This window comes from Streptomyces sp. NPDC044719 (assembly GCF_056433405.1).
The window spans coordinates 196,253-219,157 of record NZ_JBWKHE010000004.1; the positions used below are offsets into that span (position 1 = coordinate 196,253).

A 22,905-nucleotide genomic window follows, 5' to 3' on the forward strand; every position below is an offset into this window, starting at 1 on the left:
CCATGCGACACAGCCCCATCCCCGGTGCCCACGGCCGCGTGAGACCCCTCACCCTGCACGGCGACCCGCTCCTGCACACGCCCTGCGCGGAGGTCACCGCCTTCGGCCCCGAACTGGCCCGGCTCGTCGAGGATTTGTTCGCGACCATGTACGCCGCCCAGGGCGTCGGCCTCGCCGCCAACCAGATCGGCGAGTCGCTGAGGGTCTTCGTCTACGACTGCCCGGACGACGAGGACGTCCGCCACCTGGGTCACGTGGTCAACCCGCGCCTGGTCGAGGCGGACGGAGTGGTGCTCCGCGGCCCGGAGGGCTGCCTGTCCCTGCCGGGCCTGGAAGCGGGCACGGAACGCTACGACCACGCGGTGGTCGAGGGCTTCACGGCGACCGGAGACCCGGTCACCGTCCACGGCACAGGCTTCTTCGCCCGCTGCCTGCAGCACGAGTGCGACCACCTGGAGGGCCGCATCTACGCGGACCACCTGAGCGGCCGGCGCCACCGCAAACTGATGCGACAAGTGGCCCGGGCTTCTTGGCGCCGAGCTGAGTAGTTCAGGGGCGCGGGGAACTGCGCGAACAACCCCCACCGGCCCGCACACGGCGAACGACGGTCAGAACCCCGGACCGCCGACCTTGTCTCCCGCAGCCGCAAGCCGACCCCACAACAGGTCCGCCAAGCTCCGCACCAACTCCGCACGAGAACACGGCCGTTCCCCCAGCCACCAGTCCCCGGCCGCATGCATCATGCCGACGATCCCATGCCCCCACACCCGCGCCAGCTGCTGCCCACCCGGCCCGAGATCGAGCCGGTCCTCGATGACCTGCGCGAGTTCCTCACCCATCCGCCGCAGCAACGGCGCACTGTGCTTGCCGACATCGAACCCCTGATCACCCGGCTGGCTGCCCTCCGCCGGATGCATCAGAAACCGGTACACCTGAGGCCGCAGCTCGATCGCCGTGAGGTACGTGTCCAACGTCGCCTCGACCCGCTCCCGCCGGTCGGCCGGCGCGTCGAGCGCCGCCCGCAGTGAGTCCAGCAGCGCGTCCGTGTGCCGCTTGGCAAGGGCCGCGTAAAGTCCGCCCTTGTCGCCGAAGTGCCGGTACAGAATCGGCTTGGTGATGCCCGCCTCCGCGGCGATCGCGTTCATCGAGGCCTGCGGGCCGTCGCGCAGCACCACCCGGTCGGCGGCCTCCAGCAGCTCACGCCGCCGACGGTCGGCGGACCGTTGCTGATCGGTCCGCTGCGTGGTGTCCATGTGCTCTCCCCACCCGTGCTGTTTCGATGACGCCAGCGCAAACTAACACCCAAGCATGCACCGGGCATCGAACGGGTGCCGACCGGTCGGTAGGAGTTGACTTCGACTACCGACCGGTAACAGGATGGTGTTACCGCAAGTAACATGCACGTGTGGCGCCGCTGGAGGGGACGACATGGCCGAGTTCACCATGGAGCTCAACGACGAACAGAAGGAGGTCCGGGACTGGCTGCACGGCTTCGCCACCGATGTGATCCGCCCCGCGGCCGCCGAATGGGACGAGCGTGAGGAGACTCCCTGGCCGGTCATCCAGGAGGCCGCCAAGGTCGGCATCTACTCCCTGGACTTCTACGCCCAGCAGTACTTCGACCCCACCGGCCTCGGCATACCGATGGCGATGGAGGAGCTCTTCTGGGGCGACGCGGGCATCGCCCTGTCCATCGTCGGCACCGGCCTCGCCGCCGTCGGCGTCCTCGCCAACGGCACCGAGGAGCAGATCGGCACCTGGATCCCCCAGATGTACGGCGACGCGAACGATGTCAAGGTCGCCGCCTTCTGCTCCTCCGAGCCCGACGCCGGCTCCGACGTGGCCTCCATGCGCACGCGGGCCGTGTACGACGAGGCCAAGGACGAGTGGGTGATCAACGGCACCAAGACCTGGGCGACCAACGGCGGCATCGCCAACGTCCATGTCGTGGTCGCGGTGGTCGACCCGGAGCTCGGCTCCAAGGGGCACGCGTCCTTCATCGTCCCGGCGGGCACGCCGGGTCTGGCCCAGGGGCAGAAGTTCAAGAAGCACGGCATCCGCGCCTCGCACACCGCCGAGGTCGTCCTGGACAACGTGCGCGTTCCCGGCTCCTGCCTGCTCGGCGGCAAGGAGAAGCTGGACGAGCGGCTCGCCCGGGCCCGTGAGAAGGCCAAGCAGGGCGGGGAGCGTGTGAAGAACGCGGCGATGGCCACGTTCGAGGCGTCCCGCCCCGCCGTCGGCGCGATGGCCGTCGGTACGGCTCGCGCCGCGTACGAGGTCGCCCTCGACTACGCGAAGACCCGAGAGCAGTTCGGCCGCCCGATCATCGACAACCAGGGTGTCGCCTTCCAGCTCGCCGACATGCGCACGTCCATCGACGCCGCCAGGCTCCTCGTCTGGCGCGCCTCCTGGATGGCGGTCAACGGCAGGCCGTTCACCGCCGCCGAGGGCTCGATGTCCAAGCTGTTCGCGAGCGAGACGGCCAAGAAGGTCACCGGCCAGGCGATCCAGATCCTGGGCGGCAACGGCTACACCAGGGAGTACCCGGTGGAGCGGATGCACCGCGATGCCGCGATCTACACGATCTTCGAGGGGACGAGCGAGATCCAGCGACTGGTCATCGCCCGCACCCTGGCCGGCACGCCCATCCGCTAACCGTGCCTGAGCGGCGTCAGTTGCTCGATGTCGTACCGCGCCCGCAACTGCGCGATCGCCGTGTGATCAGGCGGGCCTCCGCCGCCGAGGATCTCCAGCAGTTCCTCGAAGTACCGCTCGTGATCCGGCGGCGGGCTCGCCTGGAAGAACATCTTCGCGGGTTCGCCCGTCGGGTTGGCGAACGCGTGCGGGCAGCCCGGAGGTACGACGATCACCGTTCCCGGCGTCGCGCGCACCACCCGGTTGCCCGAAGTGGACTCCCACTGCTGCCAGTTGTCGGGGGTGCGGACACGCGGCTCGAAGGCGAGGACGTCCAGCTCGCCCTCGAGTACGTAGAACAACTCCTCGCTGCGGGTGTGCACATGGGCGCCGACGTCGAAGCCCGGAGGCACGACCACCTCGAAGGTGGAGGCCATGCGCGAGTGCGAGCCGGTCACCTTGAAGGTGACGTGCTGGGCGGGCGCCTGTACCACCCGGCCGTGGCCGGGTGGTACGAGCAGTCCTTCCGTCATCGCCCGCTCACCACGTCACGGGCAGGGCCTCGGGCCCGCGGATCAGCGCGCCCTTCCTGAAGGGCACCTCCTCGGGGGGTACGGCGAGCCGCAGGCCCGGAACGCCGTCGAGGAGCGCGTCGACCAGGAGCTCCGACTCCAGCCGGGCCAGCATCCCGCCCGGGCAGTAGTGAGGGCCGAAGCCGAAGGACACATGGGGGTTGGGGCTGCGCAGGAAGTCGATCGTCTCCGGGTCCGGGAAGACGTCGGGGTCGCGGTTCGCGGCCAGGTACGACACGTAGATCGCGTCGCCCGCCCGGATCGTCACGCCCTTGATCTCCACGTCCTCCAGGGCGATCCGCGACAGGCCGACCGCGTTGCGGTGGGGGATCCAGCGCAGCAGTTCGTCGATGGCCCCGGGGCGGATCTCCGGCTCGGCGCGCAGCCGGTCGGCCAGGTCGGGCCGGGTCAGCAGGACGTAGAACATCTGGCCGCTGTTGTTGGTGACCGCCTCGCCGCCGATCTGCAGGAGCACCGCGAGTCCCACCCCTTCCTCCAGGGTGATCTCGCCACGGCCCAGGGCGGCGCCGAGCAGGGACGCGACGTCCTCGCCCTTGCTGCCCTCACGTACGCCGATCAGATCGGCGAAGTAGGAGCTCATCTCCTGCTTGGCCTTCTCGCTGACCTCGGCGCCGTGCGAGGAGGACAGGATCAGCTGGGTCCAGGAGTGCATGTCCTGCCGGTCCGCGGCCGGGACGCCCATCAGCTCGCAGATCACCGCGATGGGGAACGGGCTGAGCACGGCCGCCGTGAGGTCGGCGGGCGGGCCGTCCTGGAGCATCTCGTCGACCAGTTCCGCCAGCATGCGGCGAGACCGCTCGCGCACCCGCTCCACCCCGCGCGCCGTGAACGCGGCGGCGACGCTGCGGCGGAGCCGGGTGTGGTCCGGCGGGTCCAGGAAGCCGACCGCGCCACGAGCCGGGATGAAGTGCGGTGCGAGCCGGGTGACCTGCCGGTCCATGACGGCCTCGCGGCTGAAGCGCGGGTCGTTGGTCACCATCCGGGTGTCGTCGTAGCGGGTGACCAGCCAGGCCCAGCCGTCGCCGTTGGGCAGCTTGACGCGGGTGACCGGGCCCTCGTCCATCAGCTTCCGCAGGACCGGGTCGAAGTCCGTGCCGGACAGATCGAGCGCGGGCCAGTCGCGGACCGGGGGCAGCGTTTCGGTGATCGTCTCTTCGCTCATCTCACATCGTCTCGTCCGCACGGTGCCAGCGGCCCACGGCCATCTCGGCGGTGATGCCGGGTCCGAACCCGGCGAGCAGCCCGCGTGCCCGGTGGTGGGCGCCGCCCTCCTCGAACAGCCGGCGCAGCGCGTCGAGGACGACACCGCTGGCGATGTTGCCGTACTCGGTGAGCGTGGCCCGGCTGAAGCGGAAGGCGTGCGGGTCGACCTTCAGGAAGGTGCTGAGATCGTCGAGTATTCGGGGACCGCCCGCGTGGACTATGTAGAAGTCCAGGTCGGAGGCGTCCCAGCCATGGTCTCCCGCCAGCTCCTTCAACGCCGGGGCGAGCGGCTCCATGGTGGCCGGCACCCGCTTGTCGAGCAGGAAGTGGAAGCCGGTGGCCCGTACGTCGTACATGATCCACTCTTCGGTCTTCGGGATCAGGTACGAGCCGTTGCGCTCCAGGCTGATGCCCTCGCCGCCCCGGCCGCGGACCGCGGCGGCGGCGATACCGTCACCGAACAGGCCGTTGGACAGCAGCGAGCCGACACCGATGTCGGTGGGCTGGTAGCACAGCGAGCAGAACTCGCAGGCCACGATCAGGGCGTTGGCCTCGGGGTAGGCCGTGCAGAAGTCGTGGGCCCGGTTGATCGCCGCTCCGCCGGCCGCGCAGCCCAGCTGGGCTATGGGCAGTTGCCGGGTGGTCGGATCGAATCCCATCTCGTTGATCAGCCAGGCGGTGAGCGAGGGCATCATGAAGCCCGTGCACGACACGTAGATGATCACGTCCACGTCGGTGGTGAGCAGCTCGGCGTGGTCGAGTGCCTCCTGGATGACGGCGGGCACCCGCGCCTTCGCCTCGGCCTCGTAGAGCTTGTTGCGGTCCTCGAACCCGGGGTGTTTCAGGGTCTCCTCGATGGGCTGGACGATGTGCCGCGTGCGTACGCCGGTGTTCTCGATCAGCCGGAGGGCCAGCGGCAGTTGGGGGTGATCGGCGTGGCGCTCACGCGCCAGCTCAAGCGTCTCCTCCATCGTGATCACGTGCTCTGGAACGGACACCGAGGGTCTGCACAAAGTCGCCATGAACCGTGCCTGCTTTCGCCTCCCGGAAGGCCCTGCGCCTCCCGGTCAGAAGGTGGTTCACCTCAGAGGGTGGTCATCCCACGATCACCCGGTGGGACGCCGAGTTCGCGTCGGACTGCTCCATTTCGGGGACCTCGTGTCAGGCTCGGGGCAGACCTGTCCCGAGACACCCACCGACGGAGGACGCGATGACGCGCACGGCCCGGGACCTGCTGCGGACGACCACCACCCGCCTCGCCCCGGACCCGCGGTCCAACCCGCTGGTCCCCCGGATCGCCCACGGCACGGCCCCGCGCACCGCCCTTGCCGCCCTCGCCCTGGAACAGTCCTGGGTGATCCCCGCGGACCGCCGCGCGTTCCTCCATCTGGCCGAGCGTTCCCTCGTCACAGCCCCCGAGGCCGCGGCCTTCTTCCGGAGCCTCGCGGAGGGCGAGGCACTGGCGGAGGAACTGTTGCCCTCGCTCGCGCAGGCGTGCGGCGTGGACGACGCGACGGCGGCGTCGTACGAGCCGCTGGCCGGCTGCCAGGCCTACCCCGCGTACGTCGCCTGGCTCTCCCTGAACGGCTCGCCGGCGGATGTCGTCCTGGCCCTGTCGGCCAACTTCTCGGCGTGGGGCGGCTATTGCGCGACGATCGCCAAGGCCCTGCGGGCCCACTACGCCTTCCCGGACGAGGCCTGCGCGTTCTTCGACTTCTTCGCGGAGCCGTCACCCGAGCTGGACGAGAAGGCCGTGGCGGCGGTACAGGCGGGTCTGGACACCGGCCAGCTGAACGAGCCCCTGGCACACGGACACGGGCGCCTGCTTCAGCAATACGAGGCGATGTTCTGGAACGCGTTGAGTGCAGTTCCTTAGGGGCGCGGGGAACTGCGCGATCAACCCCCACGCACCCGCACCCGCACCCGCACAACTCAGGTCGCACCCCCACTGCTGTGCGCAATACACGCCACATCAATCCGATCAGCCAGCTTCGCGAGCTCGATCGTCAACGCGGCGACCGTGTCCTCGTCCAGCCCCGACTCCCCGCTCTCCACCAGCCGCACCCACCGCCCCCCCAACGTCCGCAACAGTTTGCTGACATCCGCCGCAGCCACCTGCAAGGTCCCGTGGTCGTCGACGATCAACGGCAGAGTCACTTCGCGGTTCACAGACGGGATCGTAGCCCCGCAAGACTCACGCACCGTGCCAAACGGTCGTGATGTTGCAGAACTCCCGGATTCCGTGCCCGGACAGCTCACGGCCGTACCCGGACCGCTTCACCCCGCCGAACGGGAACCCCGGATGGGAGGCCGTCATCCCGTTGAAGAACACACCGCCCGCCTCCAGATCCCGTACGAACCGGTCCACCTCGGCTTCGTCCCGCGTCCACACGTTCGAACTCAGCCCGAAGGGCGAGTCGTTCGCGATCAGAACGGCCTCGTCGACGTCGGCCACCCGGTACAGCGTGGCGACCGGACCGAACGCCTCCTCCCGGTGGATGCGCATCTCGCGGGTGATACCGGCGAGGATCGTCGGCGTGTAGTACCAGCCGGGCCCCTCGGGCCGTTCGCCACCGCACACCACCTCCGCGCCGCCGCGCACCGCGTCGTCGACCAGTTCCTCCACATCGCGCAGTCCCTGCTCGCTGGAGAGCGGCCCGACCTCGGTGTCCTCGGCCGTGGGGTCGCCGACCTTCAGCGCCCTCATGCCCTCGGCGAAACGCTCGGCGAAGGCGTCGTAGACATCCGTGTGCACGATGAACCGCTTCGCGGCGATGCAGGACTGCCCGGTGTTCTGCACCCGCGCGGTCACCGCGACCTTCGCCGCCCGGTCGATGTCGGCGGAGGGCATGACGACGAACGGGTCGCTGCCGCCCAGCTCCAGCACCGTCTTCTTGATCATCTCGGCGGCGGTGGAGGCGACCGCGCGGCCCGCCGGCTCGCTGCCGGTGAGGGTGGCCGCCTTGACCCGCTCGTCGCGCAGGATCTCGTCGACCGCGCCGGAGCCGATCAGCAGGGTCTGGAAGCAGCCCTCGGTGAAGCCCGCCCGGTGGAACAGGTCCTCCAGGTAGAGGGCGGTCTGCGGAACGTTCGAAGCGTGCTTGAGCAGACCCACGTTCCCCGCCATCAGCGCGGGCGCGGCGAAGCGGATCACCTGCCACAGCGGGAAGTTCCAGGGCATCACCGCCAGCACCGGACCCAGCGGCCGGTAGCGCACGCGGACGCGTGAGGCGCCCGAGTCCTTCACATCGGCGCCGGCGGGTTCCTCGTCGGCGAGCAGTTCCTCGGCGTGCTCGGCGTACCAGCGCATCGCCTTTGCACACTTCGCGGCCTCGGCCCGGGCCTGCTGGATCGGCTTGCCCATCTCGGTGGTCATCACGCGGGCGATGTCCTGCTGATCCTCCTCGAGGAGGTCGGCGGCCCTGTTCAGCAGCCGGGCGCGCTCGTCGAACGTCGTCGTCCGGTACGTGCGGAAGGTGGCCTCGGCGAGCTGGAGCCGGCGCTCGATCTCTTCCTGGCCCATGGCCTCGTACGTCTTGAGCGTCTCGCCGTTCGCCGGGTTCACCGTTGCGATGGGCATGGCTGACCTCCCTCAAAGCGGGCTGTGTCTCGACCTTCCCGCGCGGCGGAGAGGACCGCAACGCGGGAGCGTCTCCTCAGGGCGAGTGCTCCGCCAGGCGGTCGAGAAACGCCGCCTGCGCCTTGACGATCACCTCGCGGGCCCGGTCGAGGGTGAACCAGGCGACCCGGTCCAGTTCGGGGAACTCCTGGAGCCGTCCCGACTTCGGCGGCCACTCCATCCGGAACGTGCCGGGCGCGATCGTCGCCGGGTCGAGGTCCGCCTCGATCGCCCACACCGTGACGATCTTGCCGCCTGTCTGCCGGACCTCGCCCAGGTCGACGGCCTCGCCGTCGGGCGGGGGCAGCCCCAGTTCCTCCTCGAACTCGCGACGGGCGGCCGCCCAGGCGGACTCGTCGGGCTCGTACTCCCCCTTGGGGACGGTCCACGCCCCGGCGTCGCGCCGGGCGAAGAACGGGCCGCCCATATGGCCGAGCAGAACTTCCGGGCCGTCGTCGGTGCGGGGTCCCCTCCGGAAGAGCAGCAGGCCCGCACTGCGCTTCACGGGCGCACCTGCGGATGCGCGGCCAGCAGCGTCTCCACCGAGTCGGCGTCCTCCGGGCGCTTGTCCTCCCGGTAGCGGATCACACGGGCGAAGCGCAGGGTGACGCCGGCCGGGTAGCGGGTGGAGCGTTGCAGACCGTCGTAGGCGATCTCGACGACGAGTTCCGGGCGTACGGTCACGACGTGTCCGTCGTCGTCGACGGCGAGCCGGCGGAGTCGTTCGGTCTGCCAGGTCAGCAGCGCGTCGGTCATGCCCTTGAAGGTCTTGCCGAGCATGGCGAGGCCGCCGTCGGCGGTGCGGGCGCCGAGGTGGAGGTTGGAGAGCTTGCCGGTGCGGCGGCCGTGGCCCCACTCGGCGGCCAGCACCACCAGGTCGAGCGTGTGGACGGGCTTGACCTTCAGCCAGGAGGCACCGCGCCGCCCCGCGCTGTAGGAGGCGTCGAGCGCCTTGACGACGACGCCCTCGTGCCCGCGCTTCAGGGTCTCGGCGAGGAACTCCTGCGCTGTGCCCACGTCGTCCGGGCCTGACATCGTCGTGCGCCGCACCCGCATCGGCTCGGGGACCAGCCGGGCCAGTTCCGCGTGCCGCTCGGCGAACGGCAGGTCGAGCAGGTCGCGGCCGTCGACGGAGAGCGCGTCGAAGAAGACGGGGGAGACGGGGACGGCGCGGGCGGCCGTCGCCACGTCCGTGCGTGAGCCGACGCGACCGGCGGTCTCCTGGAACGAGCGGGGGCGCCCGCCCTCGTCGAAGGAGATCACCTCCCCGTCCAGGATGAACCGCTCGCCCCGCAACTCCAGCGCGGCGGATGTCACTTCGGGCAGGCGGTCGGTGATGTCGTCGAGGGTGCGGGTGTAGAGGCGTACCGTGTCGCCGTCCCGGTGCACCTGGACGCGGATGCCGTCCAGCTTCTCCTCGACCGCGCAGGCGCCGAGCTTGTCCACCGCCTCGGCGACCGAGGAGGCGCTGTGGGCCAGCATCGGCCAGACCGGGCGGCCGACCGTGAGGCGGAAGCGGTCCAGGGCGGCGGGGCCGTCCGCGAGCAGCGCCTCGGCCACCGCCTGGAGGGAGCCCGCGAGCATCACCGCCCGCCGTACGTCCGCCGGGGGCGCCCCGGTCGCCTGGGCCAGTCCCTCGACCGCGACGGCGTCCAGCGCGCCCTGCCGCACCTCGCCGGTGAGCAGCCCGAGCAGGAACCGCTGCTCGTCCTCGGTGGCCGCGCCCATCAACTCCCCGACGAGACGGGCCCGTTCCGCCTGGGAGCCAGGGCCGGCGACCTTGCTCAGCTCCGCGAGCCGGGCGTCCACCTCCCGCACGGTCAGACCCGGCTCGGCGGCCGGGGCGACCGGGCGGCTCAGCACCTTCCAGCCGACGCCGATCCGGCCCTGCGGCAGCCGTCCCGCGAGGTAGGGGATGACGATCGGCACGTCGTCCGCCTCCGCGTCCCGGAACAGCTCCGCGAGCAGGGCCGTCTTCCGGGACCGCGCCGAGGTGGCGGCGACCTCCTGGGACACTCGGGCCAGCCGGTGCAGCAGCATGCAGCCATGGTGCACCTCAGGCGCCGCCTCTACACCCGGGCTGCGGAGCCGAGGTGCGGCGGGCGGCGGGTCGCCGATGACGCGGGGGCCGCTCCCGCTCCCGCACGGACGCTCCAGCTTCTCCGCACGGAGTTCGCTGCGTGCGCGGCGGGCCGAGGGTAGCGGCCGTCGCCGAGGGGCCTGCCTGCGGTGCCGGGGTACGGGGTCGGCGGCGGGCCGGCGTTCCGCTCCCGCACGGGCGCTCCAGGTTCTCCGGAGGGAGTTCGCTGCGTGCCCGGCGGGCCGGGGGCGCCGGGGAGCCAGGGCGGGTCCGGGTCCGGCATGAGCGGGTCGCCGACCGGACGGGGAGCGGTCCGCTACAGCCCGGCGGCCGCGTCCAGGTCCGTCATCAGCAGGTCCCCGACGATCGCGGACGCCGCCCGGTAGCCGCCGCTCGCCGCGTGCACGACCTGCTCGGCGAAGCCGATCGCGTTGCCGGCGGCCCACACTCCGGGCACGGTCGTCAGGCCCGTCGGGTCGATCACGGGGTACGCGCCGAAGGGCGTCTCGTGCAGCTCGGCGCCGAGCTGTTCCAGCAGGCCGGTTTGCGGGACCGCGTGCGGGGCGGCGAACAGCACGGAGCGGGCATGCGTCGTGCCGTCGGCGAGCCGGACGCCGGTGAGCCGGTCGTCCTCGACCAGCAGCCCCGCGACCTCGCCCGGCACCACGTCGACCCCGGCCGCGGCGAGCCGGCGCAGATCCTCGTCGGACAGCTCCTCCTCGGCCACCGTGTGCAGAAAGAACCGCACGTCCTTCGACCACTGGGAGACCATCAGCGCCTGGTGCACGCTCTTCGGGGACGTACCGAGCACGCCGAACGGCTGGTCGCGCACCTCCCAGCCGTGGCAGAACGGGCAGTGCAGCACGTCCCTGCCGAACCGTTCGGCCAGCCCGGGGACCGCCGGCAGCTCGTCCTTCAGCCCCGTCGCGACGACCAGCCGCCGGGCGCGCACGGTCCGCCCGCCGGCCAGCACCACGTCGAAGTCCTCACCCCGCTCCGCGGCGCCGCCCCCGCCCGGCTCCACCCGCACCACCCGGTCCCGCACGAGCTCCACGCCGTAGCGTGCGATCTCCTCCCGGCCGACGGCGAGGAACTCGGCGGGCGGCATCCCGTCCCGCGTCAGGAAGCCCTGCATGTGCGCGGCGGGCGCGTTGCGCGGCTCGCCCGCGTCGACGACCAGCGTGTGCTGCCGGGCCCGGCCCAGCACCAGCGCCGCCGAAAGGCCCGCGGCACCGCCGCCGACGACCACGACTGCGTACTTCTCGGTCATGTGACCACCTCCGGCACCGAGCGTCGCCCCGGCGTTACGGGATTGACAAACATGTTTGCCGAACCTGCAATACGACCATGACTACGGACGAGGTACTCGCCGGCGTGGGCCCCCGGCTGCGGCAGATGCGCAAGGAGCGGGAAGTGACCCTGGCGGCGCTCTCCGAGACCACCGGCATCTCCGTCAGCACCCTGTCGCGCCTGGAGTCCGGACTGCGTAAACCCAGTCTGGAACTGCTGCTGCCGATCGCGCGCGCCCACCAGGTGGCCCTGGACGAGCTGGTCGGTGCCCCGCCGACGGGCGATCCGCGCGTGCGGTCCAAGCCGATCACGATGGGCGGCCGCACCCTCTGGCCGCTCACCCGTCAGCCCGGTGGCCTGCAGGCCTACAAGATGCTGGAACCCCGGCGGAAGCAGGAGCCGGAGCCACGCACTCACGAGGGCTACGAGTGGCTGTACGTGCTGTCCGGGAAGCTGCGCCTCGTGCTCGGTGAGCACGACGTGGTGCTCGCTGCGGGGGAGGCGGCCGAGTTCGACACGCGGGTGCCGCACTGGTTCGGGTCGACGGGGGAGGGGCCCGTCGAGTTCCTCAGTCTGTTCGGTCCGCAGGGGGAACGGATGCACGTCAGGGCGCGGCCCAGGAAGACGTGACCCACATGACTGTTCCCTGATCGGCAAGCGACCGCTTAGTATGCGAACCGACCCCGGTCAGACGAAGCAGTCCCGTGGAGGCACCGCATGCAGGCATGGCAAGTGCACGAGAACGGCGAGCCGAGCGAGGTGTTGCGCCTGGCGGACGTGGCGCGGCCCGTGCCCGGCGACGGCCAGGTCCTGCTGAAGGTGCGCGCCGCGAACATCAACTTCCCGGACGCCCTGCTGTGCCGGGGCCAGTACCAGGTCAGGCCGCCGCTGCCCTTCACCCCCGGTGTGGAGATCTGCGGCGAGACCGAGGACGGCCGCCGGGTGATCGCCAACCCGGCGCTGCCCCACGGCGGCTTCGCCGAGTACGCCGTAGCCGATGCCGCCGCCCTGCTGCCCGCGCCGGACGCCCTGGACGACGCGGAGGCCGCGGCCCTGCACATCGGCTACCAGACCGGCTGGTTCGGACTGCACCGCCGGGCCGGTCTGGAGGCCGGCGAGACCCTGCTCGTCCACGCTGCCGCAGGAGGGGTCGGCAGCGCGGCCGTGCAGCTCGGGAAGGCCGCCGGCGCCACCGTCATCGGTGTCGTCGGCGGCCCCGGGAAAGCGGCCGTGGCCCGTGAGCTGGGCTGCGACGTCGTGATCGACCGGCGCGCCGAGGACGTCGTCGCCGCCGTCAAGGAGGCCACCGGCGGCCGGGGCGCCGACGTGGTCTACGACCCGGTCGGCGGCGAGGCCTACACCCAGTCCGCCAAGGTCGTCGCCTTCGAGGGGCGCATCATCGTCGTCGGCTTCGCCGGCGGAACCATCCCCAGCCCGGCCCTGAACCACGCCCTGGTGAAGAACTACTCGATCATGGGCCTGCACTGGGGCCTCTACAACACCAAGAACCCCAAGCTGGTCCAGCACTGCCACGAGCAGCTCACCGAGCTGGCAGCCCGGGGCGCGATCAAGCCGCTGGTGAGCGAGCGCGTCCCGCTTTCGGGAGCGGCCGCCGCCGTGCAGAAGGTCGCGGACGGCCTGACCACCGGACGGGTCGCCGTCGTCATGGAGGAGGCAGCAGCATGACCAGCGCGGAGCAGCGCATTGTGATCAGCGCCGACGAACTTCGCTCCCGTACACGGGAGTTGCTGGCCGCGCACCCGCCGGCCTCGACCGACCGCCTGGACTTCCTCCGGGCCCGTTTCGACGCCGGCCTCGCGTGGGTGCACTACCCGCAGGGCCTCGGCGGAGTCGGCGCGCCCCGTTCCCTCCAGGCCGTCGTGGACGCCGAGCTGGAGGCCGCTGGGGCGCCCGACAACGACCCGCGGCGGATCGGCATCGGCCTCGGGATGGCCGCGCCGACGATCCTCAAGTACGGCACCGAAGAGCAGAAGCAGCGGTTCCTCAGGCCCCTCTGGGTGGGTGAGGAGGTCTGGTGCCAGCTGTTCAGCGAGCCGGGCGCCGGGTCCGACCTCGCCGCGCTCGGCACACGTGCCGTCCGTGAGGGCGACAGCTGGGTGATCAACGGGCAGAAGGTCTGGACGTCCAGCGCCCATGTGGCCCGCTGGGCGATCCTCATCGCCCGCACCGACCCGGACGTGCCCAAGCACCGGGGCATCACCTACTTCGTCTGCGACATGACCGACCCGGGCGTCGAGGTGCGGCCGCTGCGGCAGGTCACCGGCGAGGCCGAGTTCAACGAGGTGTTCCTCACCGACGTCCGGATCCCGGACGCGCGCCGCCTCGGCGACGTAGGCGACGGCTGGCGCGTCGCGCAGACCACGCTGAACAACGAACGCGTCGCCATCGGCGGCATGCGGCTGCCCCGCGAGGGCGGCATGATCGGACCGGTCTCCAAGACCTGGCGCGAGCGGCCCGAGCTGCGCACCCACGACCTGCATCAGCGTCTGCTGAAGCTCTGGGTCGAGTCCGAGGTCGCACGGCTCACCAGCGAACGGCTGCGCCAGCAGCTCGTCGTGGGCCAGCCCGGCCCCGAAGGCGCCGGCATGAAGCTCGCCTTCGCCCGCCTCAACCAGGAGATCAGCGGCCTGGACGTGGAACTCCTCGGCGAGGAGGGCCTGTTGTACGACGACTGGACCATGCGCCGCCCGGAACTGGTCGACTTCACCGGCCGCGAGGCCGGCTACCGCTATCTGCGCTCCAAGGGCAACAGCATCGAGGGCGGGACCACCGAGGTCCTGCTGAACATCGTCGCCGAGCGCGTCCTCGGCCTGCCCGCCGAACCGCGCACCGACAAGGACGTCGCCTGGAAGGACCTGGCCCGATGACGGATCTTCTCTACTCCGAGGAGGAAGAGGCGCTGCGGGCCGCCGTACGGGACCTGCTCGCCGACCACTGCGACGCGCCCGGCGTGATCGCCCGCACCGAGTCGGACACCCCGCACGACCGTGAGGCGTGGAAGGCGCTCGCCGACGGCATGGGCCTCGCGGGGCTCCTGGTGCCCGAGGCGAAGGGCGGCCAGGGCGCCACGCACCGCGAAGTCGCCGTCGTCCTGGAGGAGCTGGGCCGCGCGGTCGCTCCCGTGCCCTACCTGACCAGCGCCGTCGTCGCCACCGAGGCCCTGCTCGCCTGCGACGCCGACGACCTGCTCGCCGACCTGGCGTCCGGGCGGCGGATCGGCGCCCTCGCGGTCTCCCTCAGCGTCGCACCGGGCGCCGCCTACAAGGTCGTCCGGCACGAGAACGGCCGACTGAACGGTGAGCTGACCGGCATCGCGGACGCGGCCGTCGCGGACGTCCTGCTGGTGCCCGCCGACGACGGCGGCCTGTACGCGGTCGACGCCACGGCGGCGACCGTCACGCCCCAGGTCTCCCTGGACCTGACCCGGCCGCTGGCCACCGTCACGCTCGACGGGGTGCCGGGCCGTCTGCTGGGCGACGCCGAACCCGCCGTACGCCGGGCCCTGACCGCCGGAGCCGGACTGCTCGCCTCCGAACAGTTCGGGCTCGCCGACTGGGCGCTGACGGAGACCGTCCGCTACCTGAAGGAACGCAAGCAGTTCAACCGGCCCGTCGGCGGCTTCCAGGCGCTCAAGCACCGGCTGGCCCAGCTCTGGCTGGAGGTCGTCAACCTCCGCGCGGCCGCCCGCAACGCGGCCGACGCGCTGGCGACCGGCGAGGACGTCGACGTGTCCGTCACCGTGGCCCAGGCCTTCGCGGCACCCGTGGCCGTGCACGCCGCCGAGGAGGCACTGCAACTGCACGGCGGCATCGGCATGACGTGGGAGCACCCGGCGCACCTGTATCTGAAGCGCGCGAAGGCCGACTCGATCGCCTACGGCACGGCTGGCGCCCACCGCGAGGCACTGGCCGAACTGGTCGACCTTCAGGCCCCCTGACGTACACCTGGACGTACCTGTTCGACGCGAGGGAAAAGCCCGGGAAGCCCCGGGGGAAGCCCGTCCCACCCGGGGCGGGCTTTCCCGTGCGCCCCGCTCCGGCGAAGTGAACGCGGGGCGGCAGTCCGGCCAACTCCCCGCACGGGCCTGCCTCCTGGACCTGCCGGGACCCATACTCACAGGGTTCCCGTACGGCACTTCCAGGGAGGCAGAGCATGGCCCTCACCACCCGTCGCAGAGCCCTCACCACCCTCGGCGCCGCCCTCGCGGGCTCGGTCGCCCTCCCCGCCAGCCCCGTGGCGGCCGGCGAACGAGGGCACGGGCGCCGCCCGTTGTGGCGCGCCCACGCCCACAACGACTACGAGCACCCGCGCCCCCTCTTCGACGCCCTCGACCACCGGTTCGGCAGCGTCGAGGCCGACATCTACCTCGTGGGCGACCAGTTGCTCGTCGCCCATGACCCGGAGGACCTCGACCCGTCCCGCACCCTCGAGTCCCTCTACCTCGACCCGCTCGCCGCCCGCGTCCGGGCCAACAAGGGCCGCGTGTACCGGGGGTACCGCGGCTCCCTGCAACTCCTCGTCGACATCAAGACCGAGGGCTCGTCGACGTATCTCGAGCTCGACCGCCATCTGCGGCGCTACCGCCACCTGTTCACGACATACGCCCACGGCCGTGTCCTCCCCGGCCCGGTCACCGCCGTGATATCCGGCGACCGGGCGGCCCGCGCCCCCATGGAGGCCCAGCGCGTCCGGCGCGCCTTCTACGACGGCCGCCTCGCCGACCTCGGCAGCCAGGCCTCGGCCTCCTTCATCCCGCTGATCAGCGACAACTGGACGCTCAACTTCACTTGGCAAGGCGTGGGCGCGTTCCCGGATACCGAGCGGGAGAAGCTGCGGGGCATCGTCCGGGCCGCGCACGCGCGGGGGCAGAAGGTGCGGTTCTGGGCGACCCCGGATCTGGCCGGGCCCGCCCGTGACGCGGTGTGGACCGAACTGCTCGCCGCGGACGTCGACCACCTCAACACCGATGATCTCGCCGGACTGGAGACGTTCCTGGACGCCCGCGGGGCGGCCTAGGACATCACACGTTCGGCGGACAGGTCAGCCACCCGGACGAACCCTCCGCTACGCCACACTTGCGGCCGAACGCCGTGAAACGGATAGGGCGGCGTGGCGGAGGAGTTGACGATGGCCATTTCCATCTCTGTGGTGCTGCTGCTCGTGGTCCTTGCGGTGATCTTCCTCCGCAACGGCGGGCTGAAGGTCTCCCACGCGCTGGTCTGCCTGCTGCTCGGCTTCTATCTGGCCGGCACGAGCATCGCCCCCACCATCCACAGCGGCATCACGGCGACGGCGGAGATCGTCAGCAGCTTGAGGCCTTGAGGCCTTGAGGTCTTGCGGTCTTGAGGCCGTCAGCCCGAGAACACGCCGATGCCGTTCGGGACGGCGCGTTCGGCCCCGCCACTGGGGTGGTTGCGTACGGACACGGTGCTCGCGCCCGGCTTCCGGGCGACCAGCGTCGAGGACCCGCCGCCGTCCAGGCTCAAGGCGTCCCGTGAGCCCAGCCGCCGCATGGTGTCGGCCACTTCGGCGATCGTCAGGCCGCTGCGGTAGGCGGTGCCACCGTCCAGCGCGAGCAGCAGCATGCGCCGCCCGTCGTCGGCGAGCCCCACGGCCGTACGGACGGCCGACGTCGTGTCGTCCAGCCCCGGCAGCGGCCGACCGCCCGAGAGGACCGGGTAGCCGCCGAGCGCGAGACGGTACGGGACGCCGCTCGTGGCCGCGACGAGTCCGTGCTCGATCTCGACCGCTTCGCCGGTGGAGAACTTCCGCAGCTGCTGGGCGCCCGCCTCCCGGCCGACCAGCACGGTCGTCCCCGCGGCGATGGGACCGCGGCCGGGGGTGTCGGCGGCCGATACGACCTTGCCGTCGCGGACCGTCACCTCATAGGTGTCGGTGCTGCACGGAGCGGCCCGGTCCGTGTCCGTGCCGCAGGTGGCGCGTACCCGGGAGGCGCTGCCCCACTCGGAGGTGAACGCGCCGACGGAACCCACCGGCAGCGCGTACTGGTTGAGCCCGCCGAGCGGCAGCCGCGTCCCGGAGGCACGGACCGAGCCGTCGAGGGTCAGCCGGTCCAGCCGGGCCCGTCCGTCGGCGCCGACACCGAACACGTCCTCGGTGGTCGTGCCGGGCGGCAGCTCCGGGCCGAACCGCTGCCCGTTCGGCACGGCCGCCTTGAGCGTCCGCCCGGCCGTGATCGCCGGACCCACGCTCGCGCCGGTCGCCTCGACGCCCGGGTGCTGCGTCTCGGTGATGTTGAAGAAGTCGCCGTTGACCCCGGCGACGGCCCCCTGGGCGTCGGCCATCCGCGAGACCTGCGCGCGCGAGGCCACCGCCCCGGGGTACAGCAGCTCCACCTGCACACGCGGGTTGCCCAGGTCGACCTTCAGCACATGCGCGTGTGCCATTCCCTTGGCCGCCTGGATGTCGAAGTGCTCGTACGTGACGCCCGGCGCGACGCGTACGCGCTTCTGGACGGCGTCGGCCTCAGCCGCCCCCGCCACACCCGCACCGGCCAGTGCGCCGAACGCCGTGAGGAACGCCAGTACCGCTCTGCCTGCTACGCGCCGCTTGTGACGACGTGTCACCGTGCCCCCTGATATCTCGTCAGAAGTCCTCAGGGCAGTGGACCAGACGTCGGGGCTCAGGAGTACGGCTGACTGCCGACTACGCGGAAACAGTCGGAAAAACACACCCCTCCGGGTGCTTCAGCTGCCGTCCGTCTCGGTGGTGTACGGCGTGTAGTGCGCGGGCGTGTGGTCGATCGGCAGGCCGGGCCGCCAAGCCGTGAGGGCCTGCGCGCTGCACACGAACAGCTGTTCAGGCAGCCGGTCCAGGCCGAACCAGCGCCAGCGGCCCACGCTCTCGTCGGGCTGGTCCGCCGGCTCGCCCCGCCAGGCGGTGACCCGGGCGGCGACGGTCACCCGGACGACCCCGCCGACATCGTCGAGGAGTGTCCCCAGCAGCCGGACGTCCTCCGGCCGCGTCGTGAGCCCGGTCTCCTCGCTCAGTTCGCGCACCACCGTGTCCCGCAACGACTCCCCCGGCTCCACCGTCCCGCCGGGCAGCTCCCACGTCCCGCGCCGGTGCCGGCCCAGGAGCACTCCGCGGGGCCCGAACAGGATGGCCCCGACCCCGAGCGCGGCATGGGCCGGCGGCGGCCGGTCGACGCGCGGCCGGGAGGAGACGCGGACGGGCCGAGTCACCTGGAAGAGCCGGTAGGACGCGTGGTTGCCGGCCTGCGGTACGTCGAGGACGTCGACGTGCTCCACGCGCAGCCCGTACTCGGTCAGCAACTCCGTCCAGAGCTCCGGGGTGAGGACCCACATATGGACGGTGATGTCACCGCCGCCGGCCATCCGCAGGATCTCGGGCCGGGCCGTGACCCGGTCCGAGGGGCCGTCACCGCCCGAGTTGGTGTGCAGCACCGTGAAGCAGAGCCTGCCGCCCGGCTTGAGCGCCGCTGCGAGGGCGGGCAGCAGCCGGTGCGGGTCGAGGTACGGGACGGCATGCAGGGAGTAGATGACGTCGTACGGCTCCGCCGTGCGCAGATGCTCCACCGCGTCGGCCAGGACAAGACGCAGCCCGGGCAGCGAGCCGTACCGGGCGAGGGCCCGCTCGTACTGGCCGGCCGAGGCGTCGACCGCGTCCACCAGTGCGCCGTGGGCACGCACCAGATGGGCGGCGTGCCGGGCCGGACCGCATCCGAGGTCCAGCACCCGCCGGCCCGCGAGCTCCCCGAGCACCTCGGTCCCCGGCCCGGTGCCCTCGACACCCCAGTCGATCCGCGTCACCTCGGACAGTTCCGTGCCACGCCGCAGATGATGGGCTCCGTACGCACGCCAAGCCTCGGCGTTGGCATCCTCCGGTCGTGTCACCAAGGCTCAGCCGCCCGCGGCGGCGTCACGCGGCAGCACCCTGACACGGTGGAAGTTGCATCCGACGAGCCGCGGTTCGTCGGCGGCGGGCGGGGTCTGGTGGGCCTTGAGCGCGATGCTCACGAGGCTGAGCAGCAGGTCGACATCCGCTTCGCAGTCGAGGTGGACCGTCACCCAGCACGATCCGGGAACCAGGTGGATCGCGCTAGAACCGGCGAGGTCGTAGTGGATCCGCTGGATGGCCCGGCGGGTGAGGTGGAGGTCCACGTCCCGTGCCGAGTGGAAGTGGACGATCTCGTCACGGACGGAACGGAGCGCCCGTCCGGTACCGCAACTCGCCGGGCCCGGCATCAGGTCGGGCCAGGCCTGCAGGCGCTCCATGGCGCGCTGGGCCAGAGTCATGGCCCCATCGTTGCGCGCTTACCGTGCCGCAACCAGAGGTTGAGCGCTTTGTAACCGGGACGTGAGGTGGGGCGGGGGAGGTGAGGTGCGTTCCCGGTTCCGGGGGATGCCGATGCCGCGCTTGTTGTAGTCCCAGTTCCCCGCGTGCCACGCGATGTCGGCCTCGCGCACGCACTGCGCCACATGGCCGTCGGCCGAGCGCACCACATAGTGCGCGGACACCTGCTTCTCGCCTCGCCTGCTGGGGAGCGATGCTGCCTGGTTCATGACGGGATGCCTTTCGCTTCGAAGGATCATCACGTTACGGCGCCTGCCGGTCCGTCAGGAGGGAGCGACGTGGTTCGGTGGACGGGCGGGGGATTGTGGACAACTCGCCCACTCCATCGGGTGATTCGGGTTGCACGGAGGGCCTCGTCCGGGTCCGTCCGTCCGTCGCGCTCCGGTGGTCAGGCCCGCTCGGCGACGGCTGCCGGATCGTCCAGCACCGCCCGTACGACCGAGTGCGCGGCCCCCAGCAGCGGTCCCTCGGGGCCCAGCCGTGACACGGACACGGGACAGGCCGGACCCGCCGTGCGCCGCGCCAGCTCCTCCCGCAGCGAGGGCAGCAGCCAGGGCGCCAGCCCGGACAGCTCCCCGCCCAGCACCACGCTCTGCGGGTCGAGCAGGTTGACCGCCCCGGTCAGGGCGACACCCAGCGCGGTGCCCGCGTCGCGCAGGGCACGGCGTACGTCCTCGTCGCCCTGGGCGGCGTGCCCCGCGAGCAGTCCCACGCGGTCCTCGTCCGGCTCCAGGCCCGCCGCGCGCAGTACCGCCTCCTCACCGGCGTACTGCTCCAGGCATCCGCGCCCGCCGCACGCGCACGCCAGCCCGTCCGGCCGGACCGGCACATGTCCCAACTCGCCCGCGAAACCGCGTGTTCCGCGCAGCAGTCCGCCGTCCACGACGAGGGCCGCACCGATGCCGATCTCCGCCGACACGTGCAGGAAGTCGCGCGGCGTGCCGTCCTCGAGCCAGAGTTCGGCGAGCGCGCCGAAGTTGGCCTCGTTGTCCACGGTCAGCGGCAGGTCCGCCGGCAGCAGGGCACCGAGGTCCGTGTCGTGCCAGTCGAGGTTCGGGGCGCGTACGACGGTCCGGGCGTCGCGCGCCACCAGGCCCGGCACGGCCACGGCGAGCCCGGCGGGCCACAGGCCCTCACCCTCCGCCTCGGCGACGACCCGGCCGATCAGTTCGGTGAGCTCCGCTGTCACGGGCCCGGGGGAGCGGCCGCGGTTCGCGCCCTGCCGTATCGCGCGCGCCCTGGTCGTGCCGCGCAGATCGACGGCACAGACCGCGAGATGGTCGACGCCGATCTCCGCGCCGATCCCGGCCGGGCCCCGTGCGCTGACGGCGAGCGCGGAGCCGGGGCGGCCCACCCGGCCGGGCCGCTCGGGCCCCAGCTCCTCGAGCAGCCCCGAGCGGACGAGTTCGTCGACGAGCGTCGACACCGCCGCCCGGGTGAGCCCGATCCGCGAGGCGACGGCGGCCCGGGACAGCGGCCCCTCGGCGCGGACGGCGTGCAGGACACGGGCGAGGTTGCGGCGGCGCATGCCCTGCTGGGTGTCGGGCAGCGCGCGTCCCGGCCCGGCCGGGTGAGCCTCGTGGGGCGGTGCGGTCATGCCTGACGTCAGTCCTCAGTGGGTGTCCGTGGGCCGCTCCAGCAGCGGGGCCGCGTCGGAGAGTACCCCGGCGATCCTGGCCAGCGTCTCCTCGTCCCGCTCGACGGCGTCGAGCACCGGGCCGGCCGCCGTGTCCCAGCGGCGCGCCACGGCCGCCGCGTCCTCCCCGGTCAGCAGCCCGGCGGCCTGCGCGGCGGCGCCGAGCGCCACCAGCTCCTTGGCCTCGGGCACCTGGACGGGACGCCCCGACAGCCTTCGCACGGTCTGCTGCCAGGCCACGCCCCGGGCGCCACCACCGATCAGGAGCAGGGGCGCCGAGGGATCCGCGTCCTGGTCGAGGACCAGGTCGAGCGCGCCGAGCAGGGAGTGCACGGCACCGTCGTAGGCGGCCTGGAGCAGCTGCCCGCCGGTCGTGTCGTGGCGCAGGCCGTGCAACAGGCCGGAGGCGTTCGGCAGGTTGGGGGTGCGTTCGCCGTCGAGATAGGGCAGCAGGGTGACGGCCGTACCGGGTTCCACGGCGTCGCGGTCCAGGCCCAGCAGCGCCGCGACGCGGTCGACCGCGAGCGTGCAGTTCAGGGTGCAGGCCAGCGGCAGCCAGTCCCCGCGGGCGTCGGCGAAGCCCGCGACCGTGCCGCTCGGGTCGGCGGGGCGGTGTCGGGAGACGGCGTACACCGTGCCTGAGGTGCCGAGGCTCATCACCGGTACGCCCGGACGCAGCCCGAGGCCCAGCGCCGCCGCGGCGTTGTCGCCGGTCCCGGGCGCGACCAGAGTGCCCTTGGAGAACGGCAGATCGTGGCTGTGCACCGTGCCCGCCACCTCCCCGGGCCGGACCACACGGGGCAGCAGCGCCGGGTCGAGCCCCACGTGCGCCAGGATCCCCTCGTCGTACGACTCCGTCCCGGACGCCCACCAGCCCGTCCCGGAGGCATCGCCGCGGTCGGTCGTGCCCTGCCCGGTGAGCCGCTCGGTGAGGTAGTCGTGGGGGAGGCGCACGGCCCTCGTGGCCCGGACCGCTTCCGGCTCGTGCTCCGCCAGCCAGGCCCACTTGGTGACCGTGAACGAGGCGGCGGGGACGCTTCCGGTGCGCTCGGCCCAGAACTTCGCGCCGCCCAGGTCCTCCGTCAGCCGGCGTGCCTGCGGCGCCGAGCGCACGTCGTTCCACAGCAGGGCCGGACGCACCGGCTCGCCCCGGCCGTCCAGAGTGACCAGGCCGTGCTGCTGCCCGCCGACCGACACCGCGGCGGCCTCGTGCGCCGCGTCACCGCACTGGCGCAGGGCCTCGCACAGCGCGTCCCACCACTGGCGCGGATCGCTCTCGCGGCCGGCCCCCGAGGAGACGGTGTGCGGGGCCTGGCCGCTCGCCACGACCCGGCCGGTGGCCGCGTCGACGACCAGCGCCTTGGTGGACTGGGTGGACGAGTCCACGCCGACGACGAGCGGACCCTCGGCTGCTGACATCGGGCTTCTCCCTCTGCTCTCGTCCTTCTCCGGTCCTGCTTCTCTCGTTCCGAGACACCTTGTCTCTTCCCAG

The 22,905-nt window shown here is 72.1% G+C and carries 22 protein-coding genes and 2 pseudogenes; 9 read left to right on the top strand and 15 right to left on the bottom strand.

The features are described 5' to 3' along the window. The first annotated feature begins 2 nt into the window (after positions 1-2). On the top strand, positions 3-548 hold the full coding sequence (def, locus tag AC07DF_RS16840) for a peptide deformylase (protein ID WP_478971338.1): 546 nt from the start codon (positions 3-5) through the stop codon (positions 546-548). A 60-nt stretch (positions 549-608) separates the two neighbouring features. Here the strand turns inward: def and AC07DF_RS16845 are convergent, their stop codons facing one another. Further along, complete coding sequence (locus AC07DF_RS16845; protein ID WP_478971340.1) at positions 609-1,253, bottom strand: TetR/AcrR family transcriptional regulator; 645 nt, start codon at positions 1,251-1,253, stop codon at positions 609-611. 175 nt (positions 1,254-1,428) lie between these two features. Between AC07DF_RS16845 and AC07DF_RS16850 the strand changes: the two genes are divergently transcribed. Next, a complete protein-coding gene (locus tag AC07DF_RS16850; protein WP_478971342.1) occupies positions 1,429-2,655 on the top strand; it encodes an acyl-CoA dehydrogenase family protein in 1,227 nt (408 codons plus the stop codon). Here the strand turns inward: AC07DF_RS16850 and AC07DF_RS16855 are convergent. The 3 genes and pseudogenes from AC07DF_RS16855 to AC07DF_RS16865 form a co-directional block, all read right to left on the bottom strand. Then, positions 2,652-3,167: a cupin domain-containing protein gene (locus tag AC07DF_RS16855; protein WP_478971344.1), complete on the bottom strand. Its 516-nt coding sequence runs from the start codon at positions 3,165-3,167 to the stop codon at positions 2,652-2,654. The two genes, AC07DF_RS16850 and AC07DF_RS16855, sit on opposite strands and share 4 nt — an antisense overlap. Before the next feature lie 7 nt (positions 3,168-3,174). Next, positions 3,175-4,389, bottom strand: a complete 1,215-nt coding sequence (locus AC07DF_RS16860; RefSeq protein ID WP_478971346.1) for a cytochrome P450 — start codon at positions 4,387-4,389, stop codon at positions 3,175-3,177. A gap of 1 nt (position 4,390) precedes the next feature. Further along, positions 4,391-5,461 (bottom strand): annotated as a pseudogene (locus AC07DF_RS16865) (type III polyketide synthase); the annotation flags it as partial. Positions 5,462-5,640: 179 nt separating this feature from the next. Here AC07DF_RS16865 and AC07DF_RS16870 point away from each other — a divergent pair. Beyond that, entirely contained in the window at positions 5,641-6,306 is a 666-nt protein-coding gene (locus tag AC07DF_RS16870) for a transcriptional regulator (protein ID WP_478971348.1), read from the top strand. Between the two features lie 56 nt (positions 6,307-6,362). On the opposite strand, the gene AC07DF_RS16875 is transcribed toward AC07DF_RS16870, so the two are convergent. From AC07DF_RS16875 to AC07DF_RS16895, 5 genes are all read right to left on the bottom strand, one after another. Then, positions 6,363-6,599, bottom strand: coding sequence for a DUF6213 family protein (locus tag AC07DF_RS16875; RefSeq protein ID WP_478971350.1), 237 nt, complete (start codon positions 6,597-6,599; stop codon positions 6,363-6,365). Positions 6,600-6,624: 25 nt separating this feature from the next. Continuing rightward, the gene (locus AC07DF_RS16880) at positions 6,625-8,010 is read right to left on the bottom strand and encodes an NADP-dependent succinic semialdehyde dehydrogenase (RefSeq protein WP_478971352.1); all 1,386 of its coding nucleotides are present in this window, start codon (positions 8,008-8,010) and stop codon (positions 6,625-6,627) included. A gap of 76 nt (positions 8,011-8,086) precedes the next feature. Further along, the gene (locus tag AC07DF_RS16885; protein WP_478971354.1) at positions 8,087-8,554 is read right to left on the bottom strand and encodes an NUDIX hydrolase; all 468 of its coding nucleotides are present in this window, start codon (positions 8,552-8,554) and stop codon (positions 8,087-8,089) included. Further along, entirely contained in the window at positions 8,551-10,089 is a 1,539-nt protein-coding gene (locus AC07DF_RS16890) for an ATP-dependent DNA ligase (RefSeq protein ID WP_478971356.1), read from the bottom strand. Before AC07DF_RS16890 ends, AC07DF_RS16885 begins: the two co-directional genes overlap by 4 nt. A 356-nt stretch (positions 10,090-10,445) precedes the next feature. Continuing rightward, positions 10,446-11,399: an NAD(P)/FAD-dependent oxidoreductase gene (locus tag AC07DF_RS16895; protein WP_478971358.1), complete on the bottom strand. Its 954-nt coding sequence runs from the start codon at positions 11,397-11,399 to the stop codon at positions 10,446-10,448. A gap of 77 nt (positions 11,400-11,476) precedes the next feature. Between AC07DF_RS16895 and AC07DF_RS16900 the strand changes: the two genes are divergently transcribed. The 6 genes from AC07DF_RS16900 (at position 11,477) to AC07DF_RS16925 (ending at position 16,762) form a co-directional block, all read left to right on the top strand. Next, the gene (locus AC07DF_RS16900) at positions 11,477-12,049 is read left to right on the top strand and encodes a helix-turn-helix domain-containing protein (protein ID WP_478971360.1); all 573 of its coding nucleotides are present in this window, start codon (positions 11,477-11,479) and stop codon (positions 12,047-12,049) included. Between the two features lie 87 nt (positions 12,050-12,136). Then, positions 12,137-13,105: an NADPH:quinone oxidoreductase family protein gene (locus tag AC07DF_RS16905; RefSeq protein WP_478971362.1), complete on the top strand. Its 969-nt coding sequence runs from the start codon at positions 12,137-12,139 to the stop codon at positions 13,103-13,105. 20 nt (positions 13,106-13,125) lie between these two features. Continuing rightward, a complete protein-coding gene (locus AC07DF_RS16910) occupies positions 13,126-14,307 on the top strand; it encodes an acyl-CoA dehydrogenase family protein (RefSeq protein ID WP_478972700.1) in 1,182 nt (393 codons plus the stop codon). Further along, the gene (locus tag AC07DF_RS16915) at positions 14,304-15,377 is read left to right on the top strand and encodes an acyl-CoA dehydrogenase family protein (protein ID WP_478971364.1); all 1,074 of its coding nucleotides are present in this window, start codon (positions 14,304-14,306) and stop codon (positions 15,375-15,377) included. The genes AC07DF_RS16910 and AC07DF_RS16915 overlap by 4 nt, the downstream gene beginning before the upstream one ends. Positions 15,378-15,592: 215 nt before the next feature. Then, a complete protein-coding gene (locus AC07DF_RS16920; RefSeq protein WP_478971366.1) occupies positions 15,593-16,456 on the top strand; it encodes a phosphatidylinositol-specific phospholipase C/glycerophosphodiester phosphodiesterase family protein in 864 nt (287 codons plus the stop codon). A 111-nt stretch (positions 16,457-16,567) separates the two neighbouring features. Beyond that, positions 16,568-16,762: a hypothetical protein gene (locus AC07DF_RS16925; RefSeq protein ID WP_478971368.1), complete on the top strand. Its 195-nt coding sequence runs from the start codon at positions 16,568-16,570 to the stop codon at positions 16,760-16,762. A gap of 29 nt (positions 16,763-16,791) precedes the next feature. Here the strand turns inward: AC07DF_RS16925 and AC07DF_RS16930 are convergent, their stop codons facing one another. From AC07DF_RS16930 to xylB, 6 genes and pseudogenes are all read right to left on the bottom strand, one after another. Next, a complete protein-coding gene (locus tag AC07DF_RS16930) occupies positions 16,792-18,027 on the bottom strand; it encodes a phosphodiester glycosidase family protein (RefSeq protein ID WP_478971370.1) in 1,236 nt (411 codons plus the stop codon). Between the two features lie 120 nt (positions 18,028-18,147). Continuing rightward, complete coding sequence (locus AC07DF_RS16935) at positions 18,148-19,320, bottom strand: bifunctional class I SAM-dependent methyltransferase/NUDIX hydrolase (RefSeq protein WP_478971372.1); 1,173 nt, start codon at positions 19,318-19,320, stop codon at positions 18,148-18,150. Between the two features lie 3 nt (positions 19,321-19,323). After that, positions 19,324-19,719: a luciferase domain-containing protein gene (locus tag AC07DF_RS16940; RefSeq protein WP_478971374.1), complete on the bottom strand. Its 396-nt coding sequence runs from the start codon at positions 19,717-19,719 to the stop codon at positions 19,324-19,326. Between the two features lie 105 nt (positions 19,720-19,824). Continuing rightward, positions 19,825-19,947: pseudogene (locus AC07DF_RS16945) on the bottom strand (N-acetylmuramoyl-L-alanine amidase); the annotation flags it as partial. 218 nt (positions 19,948-20,165) lie between these two features. Beyond that, positions 20,166-21,374 carry an ROK family protein gene (locus AC07DF_RS16950; RefSeq protein WP_478971376.1) on the bottom strand — a complete coding sequence of 403 codons (1,209 nt, stop codon included), beginning with the start codon at positions 21,372-21,374 and terminating at the stop codon, positions 20,166-20,168. A gap of 15 nt (positions 21,375-21,389) precedes the next feature. Next, positions 21,390-22,832 carry a xylulokinase gene (gene xylB / locus AC07DF_RS16955; protein WP_478971378.1) on the bottom strand — a complete coding sequence of 481 codons (1,443 nt, stop codon included), beginning with the start codon at positions 22,830-22,832 and terminating at the stop codon, positions 21,390-21,392. Positions 22,833-22,905 lie beyond the last annotated feature (73 nt).